This is a genomic window from Bradyrhizobium sp. SZCCHNS3052, from assembly GCF_032484495.1.
GTDB lineage: Bacteria > Pseudomonadota > Alphaproteobacteria > Rhizobiales > Xanthobacteraceae > Bradyrhizobium.
Map to the genome: position 1 here is coordinate 113,503 of NZ_JAUETB010000016.1, position 19,593 is coordinate 133,095.

A 19,593-nucleotide genomic window follows, 5' to 3' on the forward strand; every position below is an offset into this window, starting at 1 on the left:
GGGCTCGAGAACCCTAACGGACCAGCGCGCTCGTCAGAGCCCTTATATTGTGCCGGACCATGGCAATGTAAGTGGGAACGGGGCCCTTTTCCTCGCTCAGGGCATCGGAATACAGCGTGCCGCCGATCTTCGCGCCGGTCTCGGCGGCGATCCGGCCGACCAGCCGGTCGTCGTTGAAATTCTCCAGGAAGACGGCCGGAATCCCGGCTTTTTTCACTTGGCGGATGATCTCGGCAACGTCGCGGGCCGACGGCTCGGTCTCGGTGGAGACGCCGAGCGGGGCGATGAACTGGACGCCATAGGCATCGGCGAAATAACCGAAGGCGTCATGGGTCGAGATCACCTTGCGCCGCTCGGCCGGGATCTTGTCGATCTCGGCGCGGACCTCGCGGTCGAGTGCATCGAGCTCGCCGAGATAGCGTTCCGCATTGGCCTTGAAGACCTCCGCGTCTGCGGGGGCGGCCGCGACCAGCGCATCGCGGATGTTCTTCACATAGACCTTGGCATTGCCGACCGACTGCCAGGCATGCGGATCGGCATCCGAGCCGCGCTTGCGTGGGGTGATGCCCTGGGTGGCGACGACGATCGGCGCCTTGCTGCCGGAGGCCTGCTGCAGCCGCGGCAGCCAGCCCTCCAGCCCGAGGCCGTTGACGATCAGGAGCTGCGCGGCGCCGACATCCTTCGCATCATGCGGCGTCGGCGTGTAGACGTGCACGTCGCTGTCCGGCCCGACCAGCGAGGCGACATTGACCTTGTCACCGCCGACCTGGCGGACGAAGTCGGCGAGGATCGAGAAGCTGGTGACGACCTTCAGCCGGGTCTCGGCCGATGCGGGGACGATCAGAACAAGGCCAAACAGCAGGCTCAGGGTGGGCAACAGGCGTTTCATGGGCATCGACTTCAGGCTTCGAGGTGACGTCCCGGAAACAGTTGCGGAAGCACGCCGCCCACGCGTCCGAACAGCACCGAGGCGAGATAGAGCAAGGACGCGACCAGGATGATCGCAGGCCCCGAGGGAATGCGGGTCTGGAACGACAGCACCAGCCCGACATAGCCGGAGACGATCGCAGAGGCGACCGCGATGCAGATCATCGGCGTGACGTCGCGCGACCAGAACCGGGCGATCCCCGCCGGCAGGATCATCAGGCCGACCGCAAGCAAGGTGCCGAGCGCCTGGAAGCCGTTGACGAGGTTGACGACGATCAGGGCGAGGAAGATCAGATGCGCCGGCGCACCGGCGCGGCTCACGGTGCGCAGGAACAAGGGATCGACGCTCTCGACGACCAGCGGGCGGTAGATCACGGCGAGCACGACGAGCGTGATGGTGGCGTTGGTCGCGACCATCAGCAAGGTCGGGTCGTCCATCGCCAGGATGTTGCCGAACAGCACGTGCAAGAGATCGACGTTGGTGCCCTTGACCGAGACGATGGTGACGCCGATCGCCAGTGACGCCAGATAGAAGGTCGCGAGCGACGCGTCCTCCTTCAACCCGGTCGAGCGCGAGACGAGGCCCGATAGCAGCGCCACGGCAAAGCCGGCGATCAGGCCGCCGGTCGTCATCGCAAACAAATTGAGACCCGACAGCAGGAAACCGATCGCCGCGCCGGGAAGAATCGCATGTGCCATGGCGTCGCCGACCAGGCTCATGCGCCTGAGCATCAGGAAGACGCCGATCGGTCCGGAGCCGAGCGACAGCGCGATGACCGCGGCGAGCGCGCGGCGCATGAACTCGAAATCCGAGAACGGAGCGAACAGCACCTCGCGCAGCATCATGCCGCCTTGGAGGCTTGCGCCGGCACGCAGGGCGCGGCGGCATCGTCGAACGCCTCGCACATCCGACGCGCCTGCGACAGATTGTCGGCGGTCAGCACCTCCGCCGTCGGTCCCCAGGCCACGGCCTCGCGCGCCAGCAGCAGGGTCTGCGGGAAATGCGCGCGCACCATGTCCATGTCGTGCAGCGCCGCCAGCACGGTGCGCCGCTCGCCATGCCAGTGCTCGATCAGTTGCAGAAGGTCGGCCGAGGTCTTCGTGTCCATCGCATTGAACGGCTCGTCGAGCACGATCACGCGGGCATCCTGCAGCAGCACGCGCGCGAACAGCATGCGCTGCATCTGGCCGCCCGAGAGCGTGCCAATGCCGCGACCCTCGAAGCCGGTGAGGCCGACGGCCGCGATCGCCTGCGCGATCTTCTCGCGCGCGGCCGCGCCGATGCCGCCGAACATGCCGGTGCTGCGCCACAGTCCGGTGCTGACGAAATCGAACACCGAGATCGGGAAGGAGCGGTCGATATCGGCGATCTGCGGCAGATAGGCGATTTCGCGCGGCTTCAGGCCGGCCGCGGCGATGGTGCCGGCGAGCGGCTTCAACAGGCCGACGATGCCGCGAAACAGCGTCGACTTGCCGGCGCCGTTGGGGCCGACCACGGCGAGCAGCGCCCCTGTCGCGACCTCACCGGTAAGGTGATGCACGGCGGGGTGGCGGTCGTAGCCCAGGGTCACGTCGCGGAATTGCAGCTGGACCATGGCCGTCATCATCGCATCGCCAGCCAGACGATCAGCCAGAGCACCGCGCTCGCCGCCAGCGCCGCGCCGAGCCGCGTCGTCACCGGCATGCGCAGGATCGACCACGGCGCCGGCTGCGCCGGATGCGGCGCCGCGGGACCGTGGCTGTGGGCATGACCGTGACCATGGCTGTGCCCGTGCGCATGCGAATGGCCGTGGCTATCGAGGACAGACTGCGTCATTTCGTCATGATGTTACATTATAACATCACCGCTGTCCACCGCAGGCGGGGCGTTTGTGGCATCGGTGGTCTCACCCCGTCATTGCGAGCGCAGCGAAGCAATCCAGGCTGCCCAAGCGGAGGGATTCTGGATTGCTTCGCTGCGCTCGCAATGACGGCGGAGAGAGACCGCCTCCCGTCAACCAGCGCGTCAGCTGAAATACCGCACCAGCGCCAGGCCGGCGAACAGGCCGGCGATCGAGATCCCCACCGACCCCAGCACGTAGACCGCAGCCAGTCCCAACGCGCCCCGCTCATACAGCAGCGCGGTGTCGAGCGAGAACGCCGAGAACGTGGTGTAGCCGCCAAGAATGCCGGTCATCAGGAACAGCCGCCAATGCTGGGTCGCGCCGCCCTTGAAGGCGAGATACCCGGCGATCAGACCCATCACGGTCGAGCCGGTGATGTTGATGATGAAGGTGCCGTACGGGAAGTCCGTCCCGAATGCCTTGGCGCTGGCCACGTTGATCGCATGCCGTAGCGAGGCGCCGCAGCCGCCGCCGAAGAAGACGAGAAAGAATCCGATCAGTTGATTCACGGGACCTTACCTGCAGACCGCATCGAGAGACGGAATGCCCTGCCCTCGTCGCGAATGGAGCAAAACTCTTGCCGCAAGGGCGCCGCTCTTGCAAGGATCGCCCTCGTCAAAAGCCTTGCCATGAAAAAGGGCGGCGAGCCGAAGCCGCCGCCCTGGTCACTTGCTTGCGTCAGCGATCAGATCGCCTTGCCGTAGAGCTCGTCGACGTAATCCCAGTTGATCAGGTTCTCGACGAACGCCTTCAGATAGTCGGGACGGCGGTTGCGATAGTCGATGTAGTAGGAGTGCTCCCAGACGTCGCAGCCGAGGATCGGGGTCGCGCCGTGCACCAGCGGGTTCTCGCCGTTCGGGGTCTTGGAGATTTCGAGCTTGCCGTTCTTGACCGAGAGCCAGCACCAGCCAGAGCCGAACTGGCCGACGCCGGCGGCCGCGAAGTCGGCCTTGAACTTCTCGAAGCCGCCGAGATCCTCGTCGATCTTCTTCTCGAGCCGGCCGGGCAGCTTGGAGCCGCCGCCGTTCGGCTTCATCCAGGACCAGAAATGGATGTGGTTGAAATGCTGGCCGGCATTGTTGAACACGGCGGGGTTCTTGCCGAACGAGCCCTTGACGATCTCCTCGAGGGACTTGCCTTCGAATTCGGTCCCCTTGATCGCATTGTTGCCGTTGGTCACATAGGCTTGGTGATGCTTGTCGTGATGGTACTCGAGCGTCTCCTTGGACATGTAGGGGCCGAGGGCTTCATAGGCGTAAGGCAGGGGGGGAAGCGTAAAGGTCATGGGGGCGGTTCCGCAACTTGTGGAAGACGGGATTTAACGGGACCTTCTTATAGAAGGTTCCGCAGTCCTAAACACTGTGATTCTGGAAAAAGCGAGCCGTTTTGATGAGCATCGAAATCGAGGTCCTGAATGGCGACGCCTCCTGGCCGCTGGTGAAGCCGCTGTACGACGCGATCTGGCCGCCCGAGGTGGTCGCGAGCTTACCCTGGGCAGGTATCACTTTTGCGCATGCCGATCTGCGCGTGCTGGTGCAAGACGAGAGTGGCGACCTGCTCTGCCACGTCGGCATCTATCGCCGCCTGGTGAAATGGAACGGGCAGAACGTCAACATCGGCGGCATCGGCGGCGTTTTGACGCGCGCGGACGTGCGCAATCGTGGCCTGGCCACCGTGGGACTCAACGCCGCGATCCAGACCCTGCGGCACGAAGACTCGATCAACTACGCCGTGCTGTTCTGCGCGCCGGATCGCATCGCCTTCTACGGCGCAAGGGGCTTCATCCCGTTCGACGGCGACGTCTACGCCGAGCAGCCCGACCAGGGCCGCATCCGCTTCGACACGCTGTCTGCGCTCGTGCACGACGTCAAGCGCACTGCGCCGACCCGCGGCACCATCGACCTCTGCGGATTGCCGTGGTGAGGCCGCTCTCCCCTGTCGTCCCGGACAAGCGCGCGGTACGCGCGCGCAGATCCGGGACGACCTACCCCCAGGCAGACGTTTGAGGCACGCTGGTCATGGCACTTTGCCCATGATGTCCGCTGCGGAGGATGGGTCCCCGCTCGAGGCCGGGACGACAGCGGATCACATGGCCCGTATTCCGAAAAAAATAATTCTCTTGCGTTTTTCAAGAAATCATGCTTGTATCCCGGCATCCCGCCTCACCGCAGAGGGGCGTAGCGCGCGATCGTCACGACACGCGAGGTGGGGATGCGATGGCCGCGTTGCTGCCGCAGCATGCTTATCGGCGTGCGGACGAACGGTAGCACGCGGACGTGAAGTCGCAGCGTCCTGACACCCCGAAGCTGGTGTCAACCTGGCGCAATGCTCACGCATGGCGCTGGGGATGGTGGCCAACAAGCCCGGCGCACCAGGGAGACTGCGTATAAGCGTGAAGACCGTCGCGCAGGGAATGCCGGTTGAATCGGCTTTGCCTGTGGTACCTGCCGCCTGCATTCTTTTCGCAGGCGGGCCATGGGTGAGGCCTTCACCCGGCATTCCCTGCGCCCTCTGCATTTCGAGAGGGACGGACTGATCGCAGACCTCGGGCGCGATGCGCCGCGAGACTGCAAAGCCATGTCCATCGCTGTTTGAACCGTGAAACCGCCTCACCCGCCGTCGTCGTCCCGGACAAGCCGTGACGCGCGCCAGCGCGGCATGGCGCCGATCCAGGACCCATACGCGGCGGCGACGCGAGATGCGAAAAGCCAATCGCCGGCGCGTTTCGAACCGCTCCCTGGGGGTATGGATCCCGGTTCAAGGGCCGGGACGACAGCCGAGTTTGTTGCCGCAATCAAAACCATTTCCCGGCACATGCATGAGACAACCGAACAAGGAATTGAGACGGCTCGGCAGCCATGCACCTGATCGTGATGATCCCGCTTTGGACAACCGCTCCTCTGCGATTGCAACTGCGCCGTTTGCTGTTATGGAAACGCGGCTTCAACGGGGGGTAAGATGATTTGGAAATTGCGTTTGGCTGGTCTTGCGCTGGCGACCGTCGTGATGGCGCAGCCCGCTTTGGCCGCCGATGATCCGACCGGCACCTGGCTGACCCAGGCGGGCGACGCCAGGATCAAGGTCGCCAAATGCGGCGCCAATCTCTGCGGCACCGTCGTGTGGCTGAAGGAGCCGATGGACACCGACACCGGCAAGCCGGCCGTCGACAACAAGAATCCCAATCGCGCGCTGGCCAACCGCCCGATCATCGGCCTGCAATTGTTCGAAGGCGTTCACTCGGAGGGGCCGAATAAATGGTCCGGCAAGATCTACAACGCCGATGACGGCCAGAGCTACACCAGCCACATCTCCGTCTCCGGCCCGGATACGCTGAAGGTGGAAGGCTGCGTCGGATCGCTGTGCGGCGGCGAGACCTGGACCCGCGCGCGCTGATCACTCTCAGGCGACCGCGGCCTTCAACGCGGTCGCAGCCGATGCGTAGCCGCCTCGCGCGCCGTCGATGAAGTGGACGTGATCCGGCCGGATCGCGGACGGCGTGAAGCAGGTCATCATCGCGGCATCTTGCCGATGCAGCCCGTAGCGGACGATGCCGCGCGAAGCCGCCGCGCCGAGCCGGCGCTCCAGCTCCTGCGCGAGCTCGTCGGTGCAGTCGAGGATCATGCGCAGCGCATCGTCATATTTGCGGAAGTCGGAATTCTCGACCACCTGCTGCTTGTAGAGATCCGGCACGAAGCCGCCGATGCTGATGTTGAACCGCATCACGGCATAGACGAACAGCGTACGTCCGAGCACGCGGGCCCAGCGCGACAACAGCGGTCCGCGCGCGGCGCGGACCTCGTAGCCAAATCCCTGCGGCGGCCATCGCAACGCCGGCGCGCCGGCCGGCACCGGCCGCCCGGCATCGGGGCTGCGCTCGGTGAGGGTGATGATCTCCTCGATCACCTTGCGATAGGCCTGCGCATCCGCGCCGGGAGCCGGCAGCACCAGCACCGACAGGATGACCCCGCGCGCCGCCGGAATCTCCTCGAAGCGGCACGAGAGTCCGGACAGATCGGGCTGCGCACCGGACGGCGCCGGGGGAATCGCGAACTCGCCCCGCTTCATCGCGGCCTCGGCCCAGCCCACTCCGCCGCCCGCGAACATCGCATAGGACAGATTGGCCGACGGACCGTAGCGCGCCACGCGGACATCGAGCCCCTGCGCGCGGATCGCCGTCACGGGCACCAGCGCGACGCGCATCGCGAGAGCGAGATCCTCCCTGACCCAGGTCGCGGTGGCGGCAAGGGCTTCGCGCGCGGCCGCTTCGTCATCCGGGCTGACGGCGAAGCTGGCGCCGTCACCGCCGAACACGAACGGGAATTCGCGCCCCTCCAAGGCATTGGTGACCGCGGCGATGACCGCCGCCCCGGCCATGTTGACCGCCTTGTAGCGCCTGTCGGCGATCGCCTTGGTCGACTCGACGATGTCGGCCGTGCCGATCAGCCAGTCGTCCGGCACCGGCTGGTAGAGCTGCGGCTCCATCAGGCGCGCGAAGCCGCGAAACACCGGGATCGAGGCATAGTAGTCCGCAGCACTGGTCTTCGACATCGAGAGGCATCCATCCGGGGTGCGCGTCCAATGAGGAGCTACGTTCCTTCCTGTCAAGCGGGTTCAGGCAGCGATATTCGGCAACGGACGTGTCGCCAGGCTTGCGCCGCGTTATCGTTCTGTCGGGCTCGACGTGCTACCCTTTCACCATCATGGCCGACTCCTCCCCCGTTCCACAACTCGCCGCCCGCGCGCTCCAGATCGCGGACCGCATCAATACCGCCGGCTTCGAAGGCCAGGTGCTGTCGGCGACGCCGCTTGCGGTCCGCATCGGCGAGACGGGAGTCGCCGTGGTCTTCCGCTACGGCGTCGTCGTCTTCATCGGCCTGTCGGTGGCCGAGGAGATCAACTTCCTCGACCGGCTGAGCGCGCGGCTGTTCGGCCCGATCGCCCCCCACGAGGAAGAGACGGCCAAGGTCCAGGTCGCGCGCGAATCCGACGAGCCGATCCCGGTCGGCGGCCCGGTCCTGGTCAAGGAATTGTCGCTGGAGCGGCTGCTCATCGTCGCCGATGCGCTGGCGAAGAGCGTCGTGCTCGGCCGCAGCGAGCGCGAGATCGCCAACGTGTTCGACACCATCGAGCCGTTCGCGCGCGAGCTGGCGATGCTGGGACGAACATCGAAGAGCCGGGTGGCGATGCTCAAGCTGCTCGGCGAGGCGCTGCTGGTGCAGCACCGCGTCTCCGGCCGCGTGGCCGTCGGCGAAAAGCCGGACGTGTTGTGGGACCGGCCAGATCTGGAGCGGCTCTATGCGCGGCTCGAGGACGAGTATGAGCTGAAAGAGCGCGAGGACACCCTCAACCGCAAGCTCGCGGTGATCGCCGAGACGGCGACCACGCTCGCCGACATCATCGACACCAAGCGCTCGCTGCGGCTCGAGGTCATCGTCGTCATCCTGATCGCCTGCGAGATCGTGCTCGGCTTCTATGAGATCTTCGCCCGCGGCGGGCACTGACGATGGAGCTGCCGCACGCCTGACGACTGACGGCGCTGCATTCAGCGATGGTTCAGGCGCGACATGGAACTTTCGCATGGGCGCGATGAGCGATGCAGGGGATATCGAACCATGACGCGGGTGGGGAGCTTGCCACGACCGCCGGCGGCCGGCAGCCACGAGGTGTGGCGAGCGCCCCGCCGCCGGTGCGGCGATGCTGGTCCGGCAATGCCGTCACACCAGCGCTCTGACGTTCCAGGTCGCATGACGGACCCCGGCGAGCTTCGCCAGCTCGGACACGACGCGGTCGAGATCGACCGTATCGACCGCGAGCGGCACCAGCGTCGCAACGATCTCGACGATGTCCTCGGAGCGATAGACGACCTCGGTCTCCCGCACCGGGTATTTGGCCGCCTCCAGCCGCTCGTCGAGCGCCTCGCGCAGCTCGGCGGCACGCAGCCCGTCGGTGGTCAGGACGATCTCGTAGTGCGCCTCCGACGTCTGCGCATTGAGCGGGATGCGATCGATCGCGTTGACCAGCGGCCGCAGCAAGGTGTTGCCGGCCAGCACGAACACGGTCAGCGCCACGGATTGCGCGATCAGGTCGGCGCCGGCGCAGGCGCCGACCGCGGCGGACGCCCACAGCGTCGCGGCGGTGTTGAGCCCGCGGACGTTCATGCCCTCCTTCATGATCGTGCCGGCGCCGAGGAAGCCGATGCCCGACACCACATAGGCGATGATCCGCACCGCGCCGTCGGCGCCGGTCAGGCGGTTGCCGAGATCGACGAAGGCGGCCGCGCCGACGGCGACCAGCACGTTGGTGCGCAGGCCGGCGCTGCGCTGCCGGTATTGCCGCTCGGCGCCGATCAGCGTGCCCAGCACGAAAGCTGCGAACAGGCTGACGAGCGTGTCGAGGAAATCATAGACTTGGAAAGTGTGGAGGAATCGCATGGGCTTGCTGACTGTCTGCAGTATTAAGCTCCGTGGCCTGCCTGGCAGCAGCGACACGCGTGGCATCCGGCGGCGGAACCGCCGCGAGAGGCCGCTTTCTTAGGACGTCCTTGATCGAAATCAAATCCCAGTCCCTCCCGCATACTTTAGGCTGATATGATCAACAGGCAGATGACGTCCGGCAAACACATGACGCCATTCTCCGACGTCCGCAGGGATCACAGCCCGGCCGTCCGGCTGGGGCATGATGCGGTGAGTGCGGTGAAGCTGTCCCAGGAGCTCACCGCCGAGATCGACGCCTGGGCGGAGGCTCACCAGATGACACGCTCCGACGCCATCGGCCAGTTGCTCACGATCGGCCTGCATGCATCGCGGCCGGCAGCAGCCGGGCAGCCCACGTCGCGGGATCCCGTCGCCATCGAGCAGAATGCGATCCGGCTGATCGATCGGATGCTCGATCCGAGCCTGTCGGCCGAGGAGCGCCAGCGGCGGATCCGCCGCCTGATCGAAGGTCCTGCGGAATTTGCCAACGAACGGATCGACCTGCCGCGGCATCCGGGCTGACGCGAACGGTTCAGGCGGCCGAGCGCGCCACCACGGCCTCGTAGATGTCGTCCTCCTGCGCCGTGTGCATGCGCACCAGCGTTTCGATCGCCTCGATCACCCGTTGCGCATCGCGGATCAGATAGCGGTCCACATGCTCGGACGGCAGATCCTCGACCAGCCGGCCGAGCAGGCGCGCCAGATGCAGGATCTCGCGATGCGCCCGGCTCATCGCCGACAGGCCATGGCTCTCCTGCAGGAGCCGCGCGAGCTTCGGATAGACCGATCCTTCGTCGTCGCGCTCATGCGCCACGACCTTGTCCTGCACCAAGCCGTTTGCCTCCATGATCAGCGCCACGGCGCCGTCCGGCGAGGCTTCGTCGAGCGCATCGACGATCGAGCGCAGGCGGTCGAGGCCGCGCAGCAGCGCCTGGTGATCATGCCTGAGCCCTCGGCCGTCTTCGGCCGTGATCCGGCCGGCCTTGCTGCGTCCAGCCGGGAACAGAGCGCGGAGCGCGTTCAGGATGACGGCGACGTCGATGGCCTCCTGGACCAGGGCCGCAGGTACCGGCTGCAGCAGCCCGAAGGCGGCGGCCCCCATCGCGACGAACGACAGGCCCATGCCGGCGAAGATGCTCTCCAGGGCGACGCGTCGGGCGCGCTGGGCGATCACGATCGCCTTGCCGACCCGATCGAGCCGATCGGCCAGAATGACCACGTCGGCGGCTTCCGACGAGGCGCTGGCGCCGCGGGCGCCGAGCGCGATGCCGACGTCGGCGCAGGCCAGCGCCGGGGCGTCGTTGATGCCGTCGCCGACCATGATGGTGGGATGCAGCCGCTGCTCGCTCCTGACCGCCTCCACCTTGTCGGAGGGGACACGGTCCGCCAGCACGGCGTCGAGGTCGAGCGCCGCGCCGATCGCCTGCGCGGCCGCGGCGCGGTCCCCGGTCACCATGACCATGCGCGCGATGCCGGCCTCGCGCAGCCAGCGGATCGCCCGCGGCGTATCCGCGCGCAGCTCGTCCGCCAGCAGCAGCGCCCCGATCGGGCGCCCCTCGACGGCGACGAAGACGATCAGGGCCGAACGCCATGACGCGCGGCGGATCGCGCGCGCCGCCCAAGCCGGCGGCGTGCGGCTGCCGAGCACGAGGTCGCGCGAGCCGGCCATCACAGGGCGGCCATCGATCAGCCCTTCGAGGCCCGAGCCCATCGTCTCCCTGACCTGTTCGGGCACCTTCAGCTTCAGCCCGCGGGCCTGGCCGGCCTGAACGATCGCGTGCGCCACCACGTGGTGCGAGGCCTGCTCGAGCGATGCGCAGAGCAGCAGCACCGCATCGGCGTCCTCGCCCGGTGCCGCGTCGACCGAGAGCAGCCGCGCGCCGCCGACGGTCAGCGTGCCCGTCTTGTCGAACAGCACGGTATGGGCACGCGCGAGCGCCTCGAGCTTGCCGCCGCCTTTGACCAGAATGCCGCTTCGGGCCGCCTGCGCCACGCCCGCAATGAAAGCGACGGGTGCGGCGAGAATCAGCGGGCACGGCGTTGCCGCCACCAGCACGGCAAGACTCCGGATCAGATCGCCCGAGGCCAAATAGGCGGCCCCCGCAATAGCGAGGCTTACGGGCAGGAAGATCAGCGCGTAGCGGTCGGCAAGCCGCACGAACGGCGCTTTCGCGGTCTGGGCCGTCGTCACCAGCTTGACGATGCCGGCATAGGTGCTTTCGCCCGCGGTCGCCGTGACGGCCATTTCGAACGTGTCGCCGGCGTTCACCGATCCCGACAGGATCGCCATCCCGCGCGTCTTCATCACCGGGATGGGCTCGCCCGTGAGCGCCGACTCGTCGACGACGGCGATGGTTGTTTCGACCATGCCGTCGACCGGGACGATCTCGCCGGCGCGGACCATCAGGCGATCACCGACCGCGACGCTGGCGATCGGAACGTTGTCGATCTCGTCGCCACGACGGCGATGCGCCTCGCGCGGCGCGCGATCGACCAACGCGCGCAGATCGTGCTCGGCGCGGGCGACGGCAATGTCCTCCAGCACGTTGCCGCCGGAATACATCAGCGCCACGACAGCGCCGGCCAGCGGCTCGCCGAGGATGATCGCCGCGCTCATCGACACCAGCGCGATCGCGTCGACGCCGATGCGGCCGGCCAGGAAATCGCGGACGATCGAGACGATCAGCCCCAGGATGACAGGAACGGTCGAGGCCGTGAACGCGATCCCGGCAAGATCGGGGCGACCGAGCACATGCGCGAGGCCGCCCGCGGCGAGGCCCGCGATTGCGATCACGACGAGGGTCCACCGCAGAATGCGCTCGAACATGGATACCGGTTCCGGATTGCGCCGGCACTATCGCTGCTGCCGCGCGTCGGACGCTTGAGCGAAATCAACGGCGAGAGCGACCGATCGCCGCAAATGGCCTCAGGCGGTATTGCCTGCGTCGACCGTCAGCACGGTACCGGTGACATTGCGCCCGCCGTCGCCGAGCAGGAATTCAACCATCGCGGCCACGTCATCCGTTTCCGGCAGCCGCCGCAACGCGCTGCGGCCGGCGATGCGTCGCTGCTGCTCCTCGTCCATGCTCTGCGTCAGCTCGGTGGCGATGAAGCCCGGCGCGATCGCGTTCACGGTGATGCCGACCTTGCCGACCTCGCGCGCCAGCGAGCGCGTGAAGCCGTTGGCGGCCGCCTTGGTCGCTCCGTAGACGGACAGGCCCTTGTAGCCGGTAGAGGCGATGATCGAGGAGATGTTGATCACCCGGCCTTCGCCCGCGGCCATCATGTGACGAACGACGTATTTCGTCAGGATCATCGGCGCCAGCACGTTCAGCCGCACCAGTGCCTCGATCTCCGAATTATGCATGGTCGCGAGCAGGCCCTCGGTGCCGAGACCGGCATTGTTGACGAGACCATAGAGCGGACCGAACTCGTCGCGCACCGACTTCACGAAGGCCGGTAGTTCATCAACGATGCTGAGGTCGCAGGCGCGGAAATGAATGCCGGCGCTGCTGGCGCTGAACTCGGCCATCGCGGCGCGCAGCTCGTCGCTCTCCCGGCGGGCCACCGCGATGACGTCATAGCCCGCTCCCGCGAGCCTGCGCGCGATGGCGAGCCCGATGCCACGGCTGCCGCCGGTGACGAGAACATTATGCATCGGCGCGCGCCAGCTTGCCGGCCGGAGTGACGTCGAGCGCTGGCACGACGCGGATCATCGCCGGCACCTTGTGGGCCGCGAGACGCGCGCGACACGCGGCCAGGATCTCATTGCGGACCGTCTCACTCCGTACCGGATCGGCATCCGCCGTCAGCACGACCTCGGCGACGACGATGCCCCCGGTGATCGGGCTGCGCCGCGACTTGGCGCGCGACATCCGCACCTCGGGATGGCCATTGATCACGGCTTCGATCTCTTCGGGATGGACCTTGAGCCCGCCGACATTGATGATGCCGTTGCGGCGTCCGACGAAGTAGTAGCGATCGCCGCGCAGCTCGACCATGTCACCGGTGTCGACATAGCCATCCGTGTCGGTCAGGGCGGCGGCAGAGCGTCCGACATAGGCGTGCGCGGCACGCTTGGAGCGGATGCGCAGCGAGCCGTCGACGACCTTCATGTCGACGGCCCCGCGGCCCTCGCCGAGCAGCGTCGCAGGAAAACCCTCCAGCCCATCATTGACCGCGAAGCCGACGCCGGCCTCCGTCGAGGCGTAGGCATGACCGATCGAAGCGTCGGGAAATGCCTGCTTCAATCCGTCGAGCACGGCCTGGTCGGCGATCTCGCCGGAGAGACGCACATAGCGCGGCGCAAAGCCTTCGACCGATCCGCTCATCAGCAGCTTGCGCCAATGCGACGGCGTTCCGGACATGTGAGTGACGCCGCGCGCGTTGAGACGCGCGATCTGGTCCGCGAGCCCCTCGCCGGGATCCGACAGCACCATCGAGCCGCCGCCGACGATGGCGCGCAGGAAGATCTGCAGGCCGCCATAGCGGCGGATGTCGTAGAAGGTCGCCCACACCGGCATGGCTTCGCCAGGACCCGGACGGTCGCCGATGATCGCGCCGCACAGGCCATCCAGAGTATGCCCGACAATCTTCGGCACGCCCGACGTGCCTGATGTCAGCATCAGCCATTCGGTGGCACGCGCCGTTTGCACCACCTCGGCGAAAGGCTGCGGCAGGGCGACCTCGATCACGAGATCGACGCCGCAGGCGTCGAAACGCTGGACCTCGTCGGTCACGATGGCGTCGATGTCAGCATCGGCGATGATGCTGGCGAGATGCTCGCCCTTGAGATCCGGCGGACACAACAACAGGCGCCGTGCGACGCCGTCGATCTCGATCAGCGCCAAGCCGGCGAGCAACTGACCGGACGTCGCCAGCAGCACCGAACGTCCGTTGAGCTCTGCGCTGCGGCCGCCGAGGCAGCTTCCGCGCGACAGCTCGGCGAGCGATATGACGTGACGCGGATCGGAGATCGTCCGTTCGGTCAGCGCCGCCCCGAGATGGTCGCGAAGGGCGAAGATCTCACGCGGGGACATTCTCATAGGCCCCGATGAAGTCGCCTATCGTGTTGGGGAACGTCACATCCTCGGACAGGGTGAACGGATCGACGCCGAGATCGTCCTCGAGACGGGCGACCAGGATGGCGAAAGCGAGCGAGTCGAAGCCGGTCTCGTGCAACGTCAGCTCGTCGGTCAGCGGCGGCAGCTTGACCTTCTGCTCGTCCGCAATCTGCTTGATCGCTGCAATGATTCTTAACCGTACCGACATGGGCCAATCCGCTCACTGTTCAAACGATGAAACCGACCATAGGACGAGAAGGTGAAGGAAGCCGGACTTGCCAGCCATCTTTCGGGACCGTTGGTAAATACCCATCATGGCCTATGATTAAAATCATCTACAAACGAACCTCGCCGGCGAGGATCCGCGCATGGAGATCCCGATCGAGCAGGCAATAGGCACCCGTCCCGGCGTCGCGCACGTAGAGCGGCTCATGCACGATCGACGGATCGAAGCCGTCGCGCATCAGCGCCTGCTTCTTCTGCTTGAATGTTTCGGTCGACTGCAGCGACGACGTGATGCGGAGCGCCACCGGCCGAGCATAGGGCGGCAATCGGCGGGCAAGTTCTAGAGAGAGGCGATCGAGATCGAAGCTGTCGCCGACGACGAGCGCAGCCATGCCGGCGCGTCCGTCCCTGCCGGGCACGACGACACCATAGGTCGATGCTTCCAACACGCCGGGACATTGCAGGATCGCCTCGTTCACCTCGCTGGTCGCGACGTTCTCGCCCTTCCAGCGGAAGGTGTCGCCGAGACGATCGACGAAATAGAAGAAGCCCTGGTCGTCCTGGCGCATCAGGTCACCGGTGCGGAACCAGGCATCGCCCTTGGCGAAGACGTCGCGCAGGATCTTCTTCTCGGTCTCGCCCGTATCGGTATAGCCTTCGAAGCGGCCGCCTCCCTGGTCCGCCGTACCGATGCGGCCAATGGCCTCGCCGATCTCGCCGCGCGCGCAGACCAGGCACCGCCCGTCGGGTCCGCGCAAGGGTGCGCGCTGGTCGGCATCCAGCTTGATGATTTCGGCGGGAAAGCGATGCGCAAGCAGCGACGGCACGCGCCCGATCGATCCCACCCTGCCCTCGACATTGTAGAGCGAGAAGTTGCCTTCGGTCGCGGCATAGAATTCCAGCACCTGGGGGATGGCGAAGCGCGCCTGGAACGCCTCCCAGACGTCGCCGCGCATTCCGTTGCCGCAGGCGAGCCGCAGCCGATGGGCGCGGTCGAAATCGCATGGCGCGGCGGCCAGCAGATAGCGGCAGAGCTCGCCGATATATTGCACCAGCGTGCAATCGTGACGGACGATGTCGCGCCAGAAATTGCTCGCCGAGAATTTCTCCGCGAGCACCGCCGCACCGCCGGCGCGCAGCATGCTACAGGGCGCGACGATGCCGCCGACGGAATGATAGACCGGCAGACAGTCATAGAGGCGATCGTCGGGACCTGCGCCGGTGAGGCCGGCAAACCAGCCGCCCCAGTTCATGATGCGGCGATGGCTGATACTGGCGGCCTTGGGCAGGCCCGTCGTGCCGGAGGTGTAGATCAGCAGCGCGCGGTCGTTGATCGTCACGGCGCGGCGCTCGGTTGCGTCGAGCGCCTGCGTATCCATCGCGGCGATCGCGACGTCGAGATCGCCGCCGTCGGCAACCCAGACACGCGGCCCGCCCGCGATCAACGGCGCAACCTCCGTATAGGCTTCATGGAAGTCCTTGGAGACGATCACATGGACTGGCCGAGCCACATTGATGCAATGCGCAAGCGACGGTCCGATGAGATTGGCATTGATGAGCGCAACCACACCGCCGACGCGACTGATCCCAAGCCAGGCGGCCAGGTAGTCGGGCCGGCTCGGCATCATCAAAGCGATCGTGTGGCCAGGCCCGATGCCATTGGCCAGCGCCCAGCGGGCGTATCGGTTGATGCGCCCAGACAGGGCGGAATAGCTCAGCGTCTCGCGATCGGAGATCAGCGCCGGCCGTTCGGGCTGCTTCGCGGCCCAGTCGTCCACCACGTCGGCGAACAGCCGCGCCGGCTCTGCCTCGATGCGCGAGGTCAGCTCGATCGCCTTCAGCCAGATCTTCGCCGCCGACGGCTTCCGAGGGGCCGTGCTGAGTTCCACAGATCGATCCGACTGCCCGGAGTTCATGAACGCCCTCACCCCAATTCGGCGTGCTTATAGGCCGGGTGGCCTGACCGGCCGTTAAGCGGGAGGGTTAACCGGCCGAGAGTGCGTCGCTGTTGATGCGAATGCGATCCTTTACGAAGTTCTCGGAAATGCCGGTTATCCTACCGCTCCCAGAACATGCCAACGCGAAGGCCGGCATGCCCAAGGACACGATGACACGACGCGCATTGCTGCGCTGCGCCGCCTGGAGCAGCGTTGCAGCCATGACTTCGACCACGGCGTTCGCCGGAGTTGATGCGCCCTATCCGGCTCAGCCCGTCACCTGGGTCATTCCGTTTGCCCCGGGCGGAGCCACCGGCCGGCTGTCGCTCTTGATCTGCGACCGGCTGACCCGCCGACTGGGCCAGCCCTTCGTGCTCGATCACCGGCCGGGTGCGGGCGGCACGACCGCCACCAAGAGCGTCGCGAGCGCCGCGCCGGACGGCTACACGATCCTTGCGACCTCGACCGCCAACGTCATTACGGCCTCGACCGACGGCTCGCCCGGCGCCGAGGGCGATCTCATCCCCGTCGCCGGCATGGCGCGCATGCCGCTGCTGCTGCTGGTCAGCCGGCAGCTGCCGGTCGAGACGCTGCCCGAATTCCTGGCCTATGCCAAGGCCAACCCGGGCAAGCTCAGCGTCGGCTCCGCCGGTCCTGGCACCGTCCAGCTGCTGTCGGCCGAGCTGTTCCGGACCCTCGGCGGCATCACCTGGTCCGTCGTGCATTATCGTGGCTCGGGGCCGGCCCTGACCGACCTCGCCTCCGGCCATATCCACGCGATGTTCGACAACGCCGCTTCCGCCGCCGACCTTTTGCGCAGCGGCAAGGTCCGGGCGCTGGCCGTCACGACGCGCGAGCACGCCGCCGCCTTCCCCGATCTGCCGCCGGTCGCCGACGTACTGCCGGCGTTCGAAACCTCCGGCTTCTATGGCGTCGCGGTGCCGCACGGCACGCCGAAAGCCATCGTCGAGCTGCTCAACCGCGAGATCAACGCCGCGCTGGCCGATCCCGACATCAGCAGGCAGTTCGCGGAGGTCGGCGCCACGCCGCTCACCGGCGACGTCGGCGTCTATGCCGCGACCTACCGCGCCGAGATCATGCACTGGCGCAAGCTGGTCCCGCAGGTGAGCGCGAAGAACTGACCTCCGCGCCCGGCGACCCGCCTGCCTCAGGCCCCCGCGACGCCCAGCAGCACCAGCCGGTTGAGACGGGCCGCGAAGGCGGCCGGATCCTCCGGCAGTTCGCCGTCGAGGATCTGCGCCTGTTCGAGCAGCAGGAACGACAGATCGTCGACCTTGGCCTTGTCGGCGGCGGCCTTGGCGACCGCCACGACCAGCGGATGGCGCAGATTGATCTCGAGGATCGGCTTGGTGCGCGCCCCGCGCGCCTGCTGCGACAGGATGCGCTCCAGCTCGCGATCCGGACCATGGCTGCCGGCCACCAGGCACGACGCGCTGGTGGTAAGCCGGGTCGAGACCTTCACGTCGGTGACGTGGTCGCCGAGGCTCGCCTTGATCAACGCGATCGTGTTGGCTTCGTCGGCCGCCGACTGCGCCTCGTCCGCTTGCGTCGGCTCGGTTACCGGGATCGGGTCGAAATTGATGTCGCCCTGGCTCAGCGACTTCAGCGGCTTGCCGTCGAACTCCAGCCGTGCCGAGGTCCAGAACGCATCGACCGGATCGGTGAGCAGCAGCACCTCGACGCCGCGCGCCTTGGCGGCCTCGAGCCGCGGATTGGACTTCAGCCGCTCGATGCTGTCACCAACCAGGAAATAGATCTCGGTCTGGTTCTCCTTGAGACCCTCGACATATTGCTTCAGCGAGCGCCGCTCGCCCGATGTCGTGGTGAAGCGCGACAGCGACAGCAGCTTGTCGCGGCGCTCGAAATCCTCGTACAGGCCTTCCTTGATCACGGCGCCGAACGAATCCCAGATCTTGTCGAAGTTTTCGGCATCCTTGTCGGCGAGCTGCTCCAGCTCGCCGATCACGCGCGTGGTCACGGCCTTGCGGATCTGCGCCAGCTGCGGATTGTTCTGCAGCATCTCGCGCGACAAATTGAGCGGCAGGTCCTCGCTGTCGATCACGCCGCGGATGAAGCGCAGATAGGCCGGCATCAGGTCGGCGTCATCGGTGATGAAGACGCGGCGGACATAGAGCTTGACCTTGCCCTTGCGCGCCGGCTCGAACAGGTCGAACGGCTTGGTCGACGGCGCGAACAGCAGCACCGCGTAGGAATAGCGGCCCTCGGCCCGGTAGTGCAGCGTCATCGCCGGCTCGTCGAACGCGTGCGCAATCGACTTGTAGGCCTTGCTGTAGTCGTCGGACGTCAGCTCGGACTTCGAGCGCTGCCACAGCGCGCTGGCGGAGTTGATCTGGCGCGGCTCGCCCTCCTCCGGCACCAGCATGATCGGAAACTGGATGTTGTCGGAATAGGCGGTGACAATGCGCTCGATCTCATAGGTTTCGAGATATTTCTTGGCGTCGTCCTTGAGGTGCAGCACGATCTCGGTGCCGCGCGTCACCCGCTTGGCATCCTCCTCGGACGCGGGCGCCACCTCGAAGCCCGCGCCGCCCGACGAGGTCCAGGTCCAGACCTCGCTGCCGCCGGCACGGCGGCTGATCACGACGATGCGGTCGGCGACCATGAAGGCCGAGTAGAAGCCGACGCCGAACTGGCCGATCAGGCCGGTGCCGTCCTTGGCCTCGGCCAACTTCTGCACGAACGCCTTGGTGCCGGAGCGGGCGATGGTGCCGAGATGGTCGATCAGTTCCTGGCGCTCCATGCCGATGCCGCTGTCGGCGATGGTCAGCGTATCAGCGGCCTTGTTCGGGATGATGCGGATCTGCGGCGCCTCGCCGTCGCCGATCAGATCGGGTCTGGCGATCGCCTCGTAACGCAGCTTGTCACAGGCGTCCGAGGCGTTCGAAATCAGCTCGCGCAGGAAAATATCGGTCTCGGAATAGACCGAATGCACCATCAGATGGAGCAGCTCGGAGACTTCGGCCTGGAAGGAATGGCTAACGGTGGCGGTGTCGGTCATCGTCGTACGTTGGCCCATGCTATCAGGGGTGGAGAGAGACCGTCG

Annotated in this window: 19 protein-coding genes; 5 read left to right on the plus strand and 14 right to left on the minus strand. The window is 66.5% G+C overall.

The window, feature by feature from the left end:
• Positions 1–13 precede the first annotated feature (13 nt).
• From QX073_RS31580 to QX073_RS31605, 6 genes are all read right to left on the minus strand, one after another.
• Positions 14–889 carry a metal ABC transporter substrate-binding protein gene (locus QX073_RS31580; protein ID WP_316226924.1) on the minus strand — a complete coding sequence of 292 codons (876 nt, stop codon included), beginning with the start codon at positions 887–889 and terminating at the stop codon, positions 14–16.
• Between the two features lie 11 nt (positions 890–900).
• On the minus strand, positions 901–1,773 hold the full coding sequence (locus tag QX073_RS31585) for a metal ABC transporter permease (RefSeq protein ID WP_409977973.1): 873 nt from the start codon (positions 1,771–1,773) through the stop codon (positions 901–903).
• Positions 1,770–2,531: an ABC transporter ATP-binding protein gene (locus tag QX073_RS31590; protein ID WP_315753694.1), complete on the minus strand. Its 762-nt coding sequence runs from the start codon at positions 2,529–2,531 to the stop codon at positions 1,770–1,772. The genes QX073_RS31585 and QX073_RS31590 overlap by 4 nt, the downstream gene beginning before the upstream one ends.
• The gene (locus tag QX073_RS31595; protein WP_315716531.1) at positions 2,531–2,743 is read right to left on the minus strand and encodes a hypothetical protein; all 213 of its coding nucleotides are present in this window, start codon (positions 2,741–2,743) and stop codon (positions 2,531–2,533) included. Before QX073_RS31595 ends, QX073_RS31590 begins: the two co-directional genes overlap by 1 nt.
• Before the next feature lie 189 nt (positions 2,744–2,932).
• A complete protein-coding gene (gene crcB, locus QX073_RS31600; protein ID WP_315716530.1) occupies positions 2,933–3,319 on the minus strand; it encodes a fluoride efflux transporter CrcB in 387 nt (128 codons plus the stop codon).
• 176 nt (positions 3,320–3,495) lie between these two features.
• A complete protein-coding gene (locus tag QX073_RS31605; protein WP_315753699.1) occupies positions 3,496–4,095 on the minus strand; it encodes a superoxide dismutase in 600 nt (199 codons plus the stop codon).
• A gap of 104 nt (positions 4,096–4,199) precedes the next feature.
• Here QX073_RS31605 and QX073_RS31610 point away from each other — a divergent pair, with 104 nt between their 5' ends.
• Both QX073_RS31610 and QX073_RS31615 read left to right on the plus strand, forming a co-directional pair.
• Positions 4,200–4,733, plus strand: a complete 534-nt coding sequence (locus QX073_RS31610) for a GNAT family N-acetyltransferase (protein WP_315716528.1) — start codon at positions 4,200–4,202, stop codon at positions 4,731–4,733.
• Positions 4,734–5,768: 1,035 nt separating this feature from the next.
• Positions 5,769–6,203, plus strand: a complete 435-nt coding sequence (locus QX073_RS31615; RefSeq protein WP_315716527.1) for a DUF2147 domain-containing protein — start codon at positions 5,769–5,771, stop codon at positions 6,201–6,203.
• Positions 6,204–6,209: 6 nt separating this feature from the next.
• Here QX073_RS31615 and QX073_RS31620 read toward each other — a convergent pair whose 3' ends face one another.
• Positions 6,210–7,358 carry a DUF3095 domain-containing protein gene (locus QX073_RS31620; RefSeq protein WP_315716526.1) on the minus strand — a complete coding sequence of 383 codons (1,149 nt, stop codon included), beginning with the start codon at positions 7,356–7,358 and terminating at the stop codon, positions 6,210–6,212.
• 152 nt (positions 7,359–7,510) lie between these two features.
• Between QX073_RS31620 and QX073_RS31625 the strand changes: the two genes are divergently transcribed.
• Complete coding sequence (locus QX073_RS31625; protein WP_409977997.1) at positions 7,511–8,311, plus strand: RMD1 family protein; 801 nt, start codon at positions 7,511–7,513, stop codon at positions 8,309–8,311.
• Between the two features lie 213 nt (positions 8,312–8,524).
• On the opposite strand, the gene QX073_RS31630 is transcribed toward QX073_RS31625, so the two are convergent.
• Positions 8,525–9,241 carry an MgtC/SapB family protein gene (locus tag QX073_RS31630; RefSeq protein ID WP_315772367.1) on the minus strand — a complete coding sequence of 239 codons (717 nt, stop codon included), beginning with the start codon at positions 9,239–9,241 and terminating at the stop codon, positions 8,525–8,527.
• A 156-nt stretch (positions 9,242–9,397) separates the two neighbouring features.
• Between QX073_RS31630 and QX073_RS31635 the strand changes: the two genes are divergently transcribed.
• On the plus strand, positions 9,398–9,805 hold the full coding sequence (locus tag QX073_RS31635) for a hypothetical protein (RefSeq protein ID WP_315716524.1): 408 nt from the start codon (positions 9,398–9,400) through the stop codon (positions 9,803–9,805).
• Between the two features lie 10 nt (positions 9,806–9,815).
• On the opposite strand, the gene QX073_RS31640 is transcribed toward QX073_RS31635, so the two are convergent.
• The 5 genes from QX073_RS31640 to QX073_RS31660 all read right to left on the minus strand — a co-directional run bounded on the left by QX073_RS31640 (position 9,816) and on the right by QX073_RS31660 (position 16,487).
• A complete protein-coding gene (locus QX073_RS31640; RefSeq protein ID WP_315828459.1) occupies positions 9,816–12,110 on the minus strand; it encodes a heavy metal translocating P-type ATPase in 2,295 nt (764 codons plus the stop codon).
• 99 nt (positions 12,111–12,209) lie between these two features.
• On the minus strand, positions 12,210–12,941 hold the full coding sequence (locus QX073_RS31645; protein ID WP_316226925.1) for an SDR family NAD(P)-dependent oxidoreductase: 732 nt from the start codon (positions 12,939–12,941) through the stop codon (positions 12,210–12,212).
• The gene (locus tag QX073_RS31650; protein ID WP_316226926.1) at positions 12,934–14,322 is read right to left on the minus strand and encodes an AMP-binding protein; all 1,389 of its coding nucleotides are present in this window, start codon (positions 14,320–14,322) and stop codon (positions 12,934–12,936) included. The genes QX073_RS31645 and QX073_RS31650 overlap by 8 nt, the downstream gene beginning before the upstream one ends.
• Complete coding sequence (locus tag QX073_RS31655; RefSeq protein ID WP_315716519.1) at positions 14,309–14,554, minus strand: acyl carrier protein; 246 nt, start codon at positions 14,552–14,554, stop codon at positions 14,309–14,311. The genes QX073_RS31650 and QX073_RS31655 overlap by 14 nt, the downstream gene beginning before the upstream one ends.
• A gap of 127 nt (positions 14,555–14,681) precedes the next feature.
• A complete protein-coding gene (locus QX073_RS31660; protein WP_316226927.1) occupies positions 14,682–16,487 on the minus strand; it encodes a long-chain-acyl-CoA synthetase in 1,806 nt (601 codons plus the stop codon).
• Positions 16,488–16,663: 176 nt separating this feature from the next.
• On the opposite strand from QX073_RS31660, the gene QX073_RS31665 reads away from it, so the two are divergent.
• Positions 16,664–17,650, plus strand: coding sequence for a tripartite tricarboxylate transporter substrate binding protein (locus tag QX073_RS31665; RefSeq protein WP_316226928.1), 987 nt, complete (start codon positions 16,664–16,666; stop codon positions 17,648–17,650).
• 26 nt (positions 17,651–17,676) lie between these two features.
• On the opposite strand, the gene htpG is transcribed toward QX073_RS31665, so the two are convergent.
• On the minus strand, positions 17,677–19,548 hold the full coding sequence (gene htpG, locus QX073_RS31670) for a molecular chaperone HtpG (protein ID WP_316226929.1): 1,872 nt from the start codon (positions 19,546–19,548) through the stop codon (positions 17,677–17,679).
• Positions 19,549–19,593 lie beyond the last annotated feature (45 nt).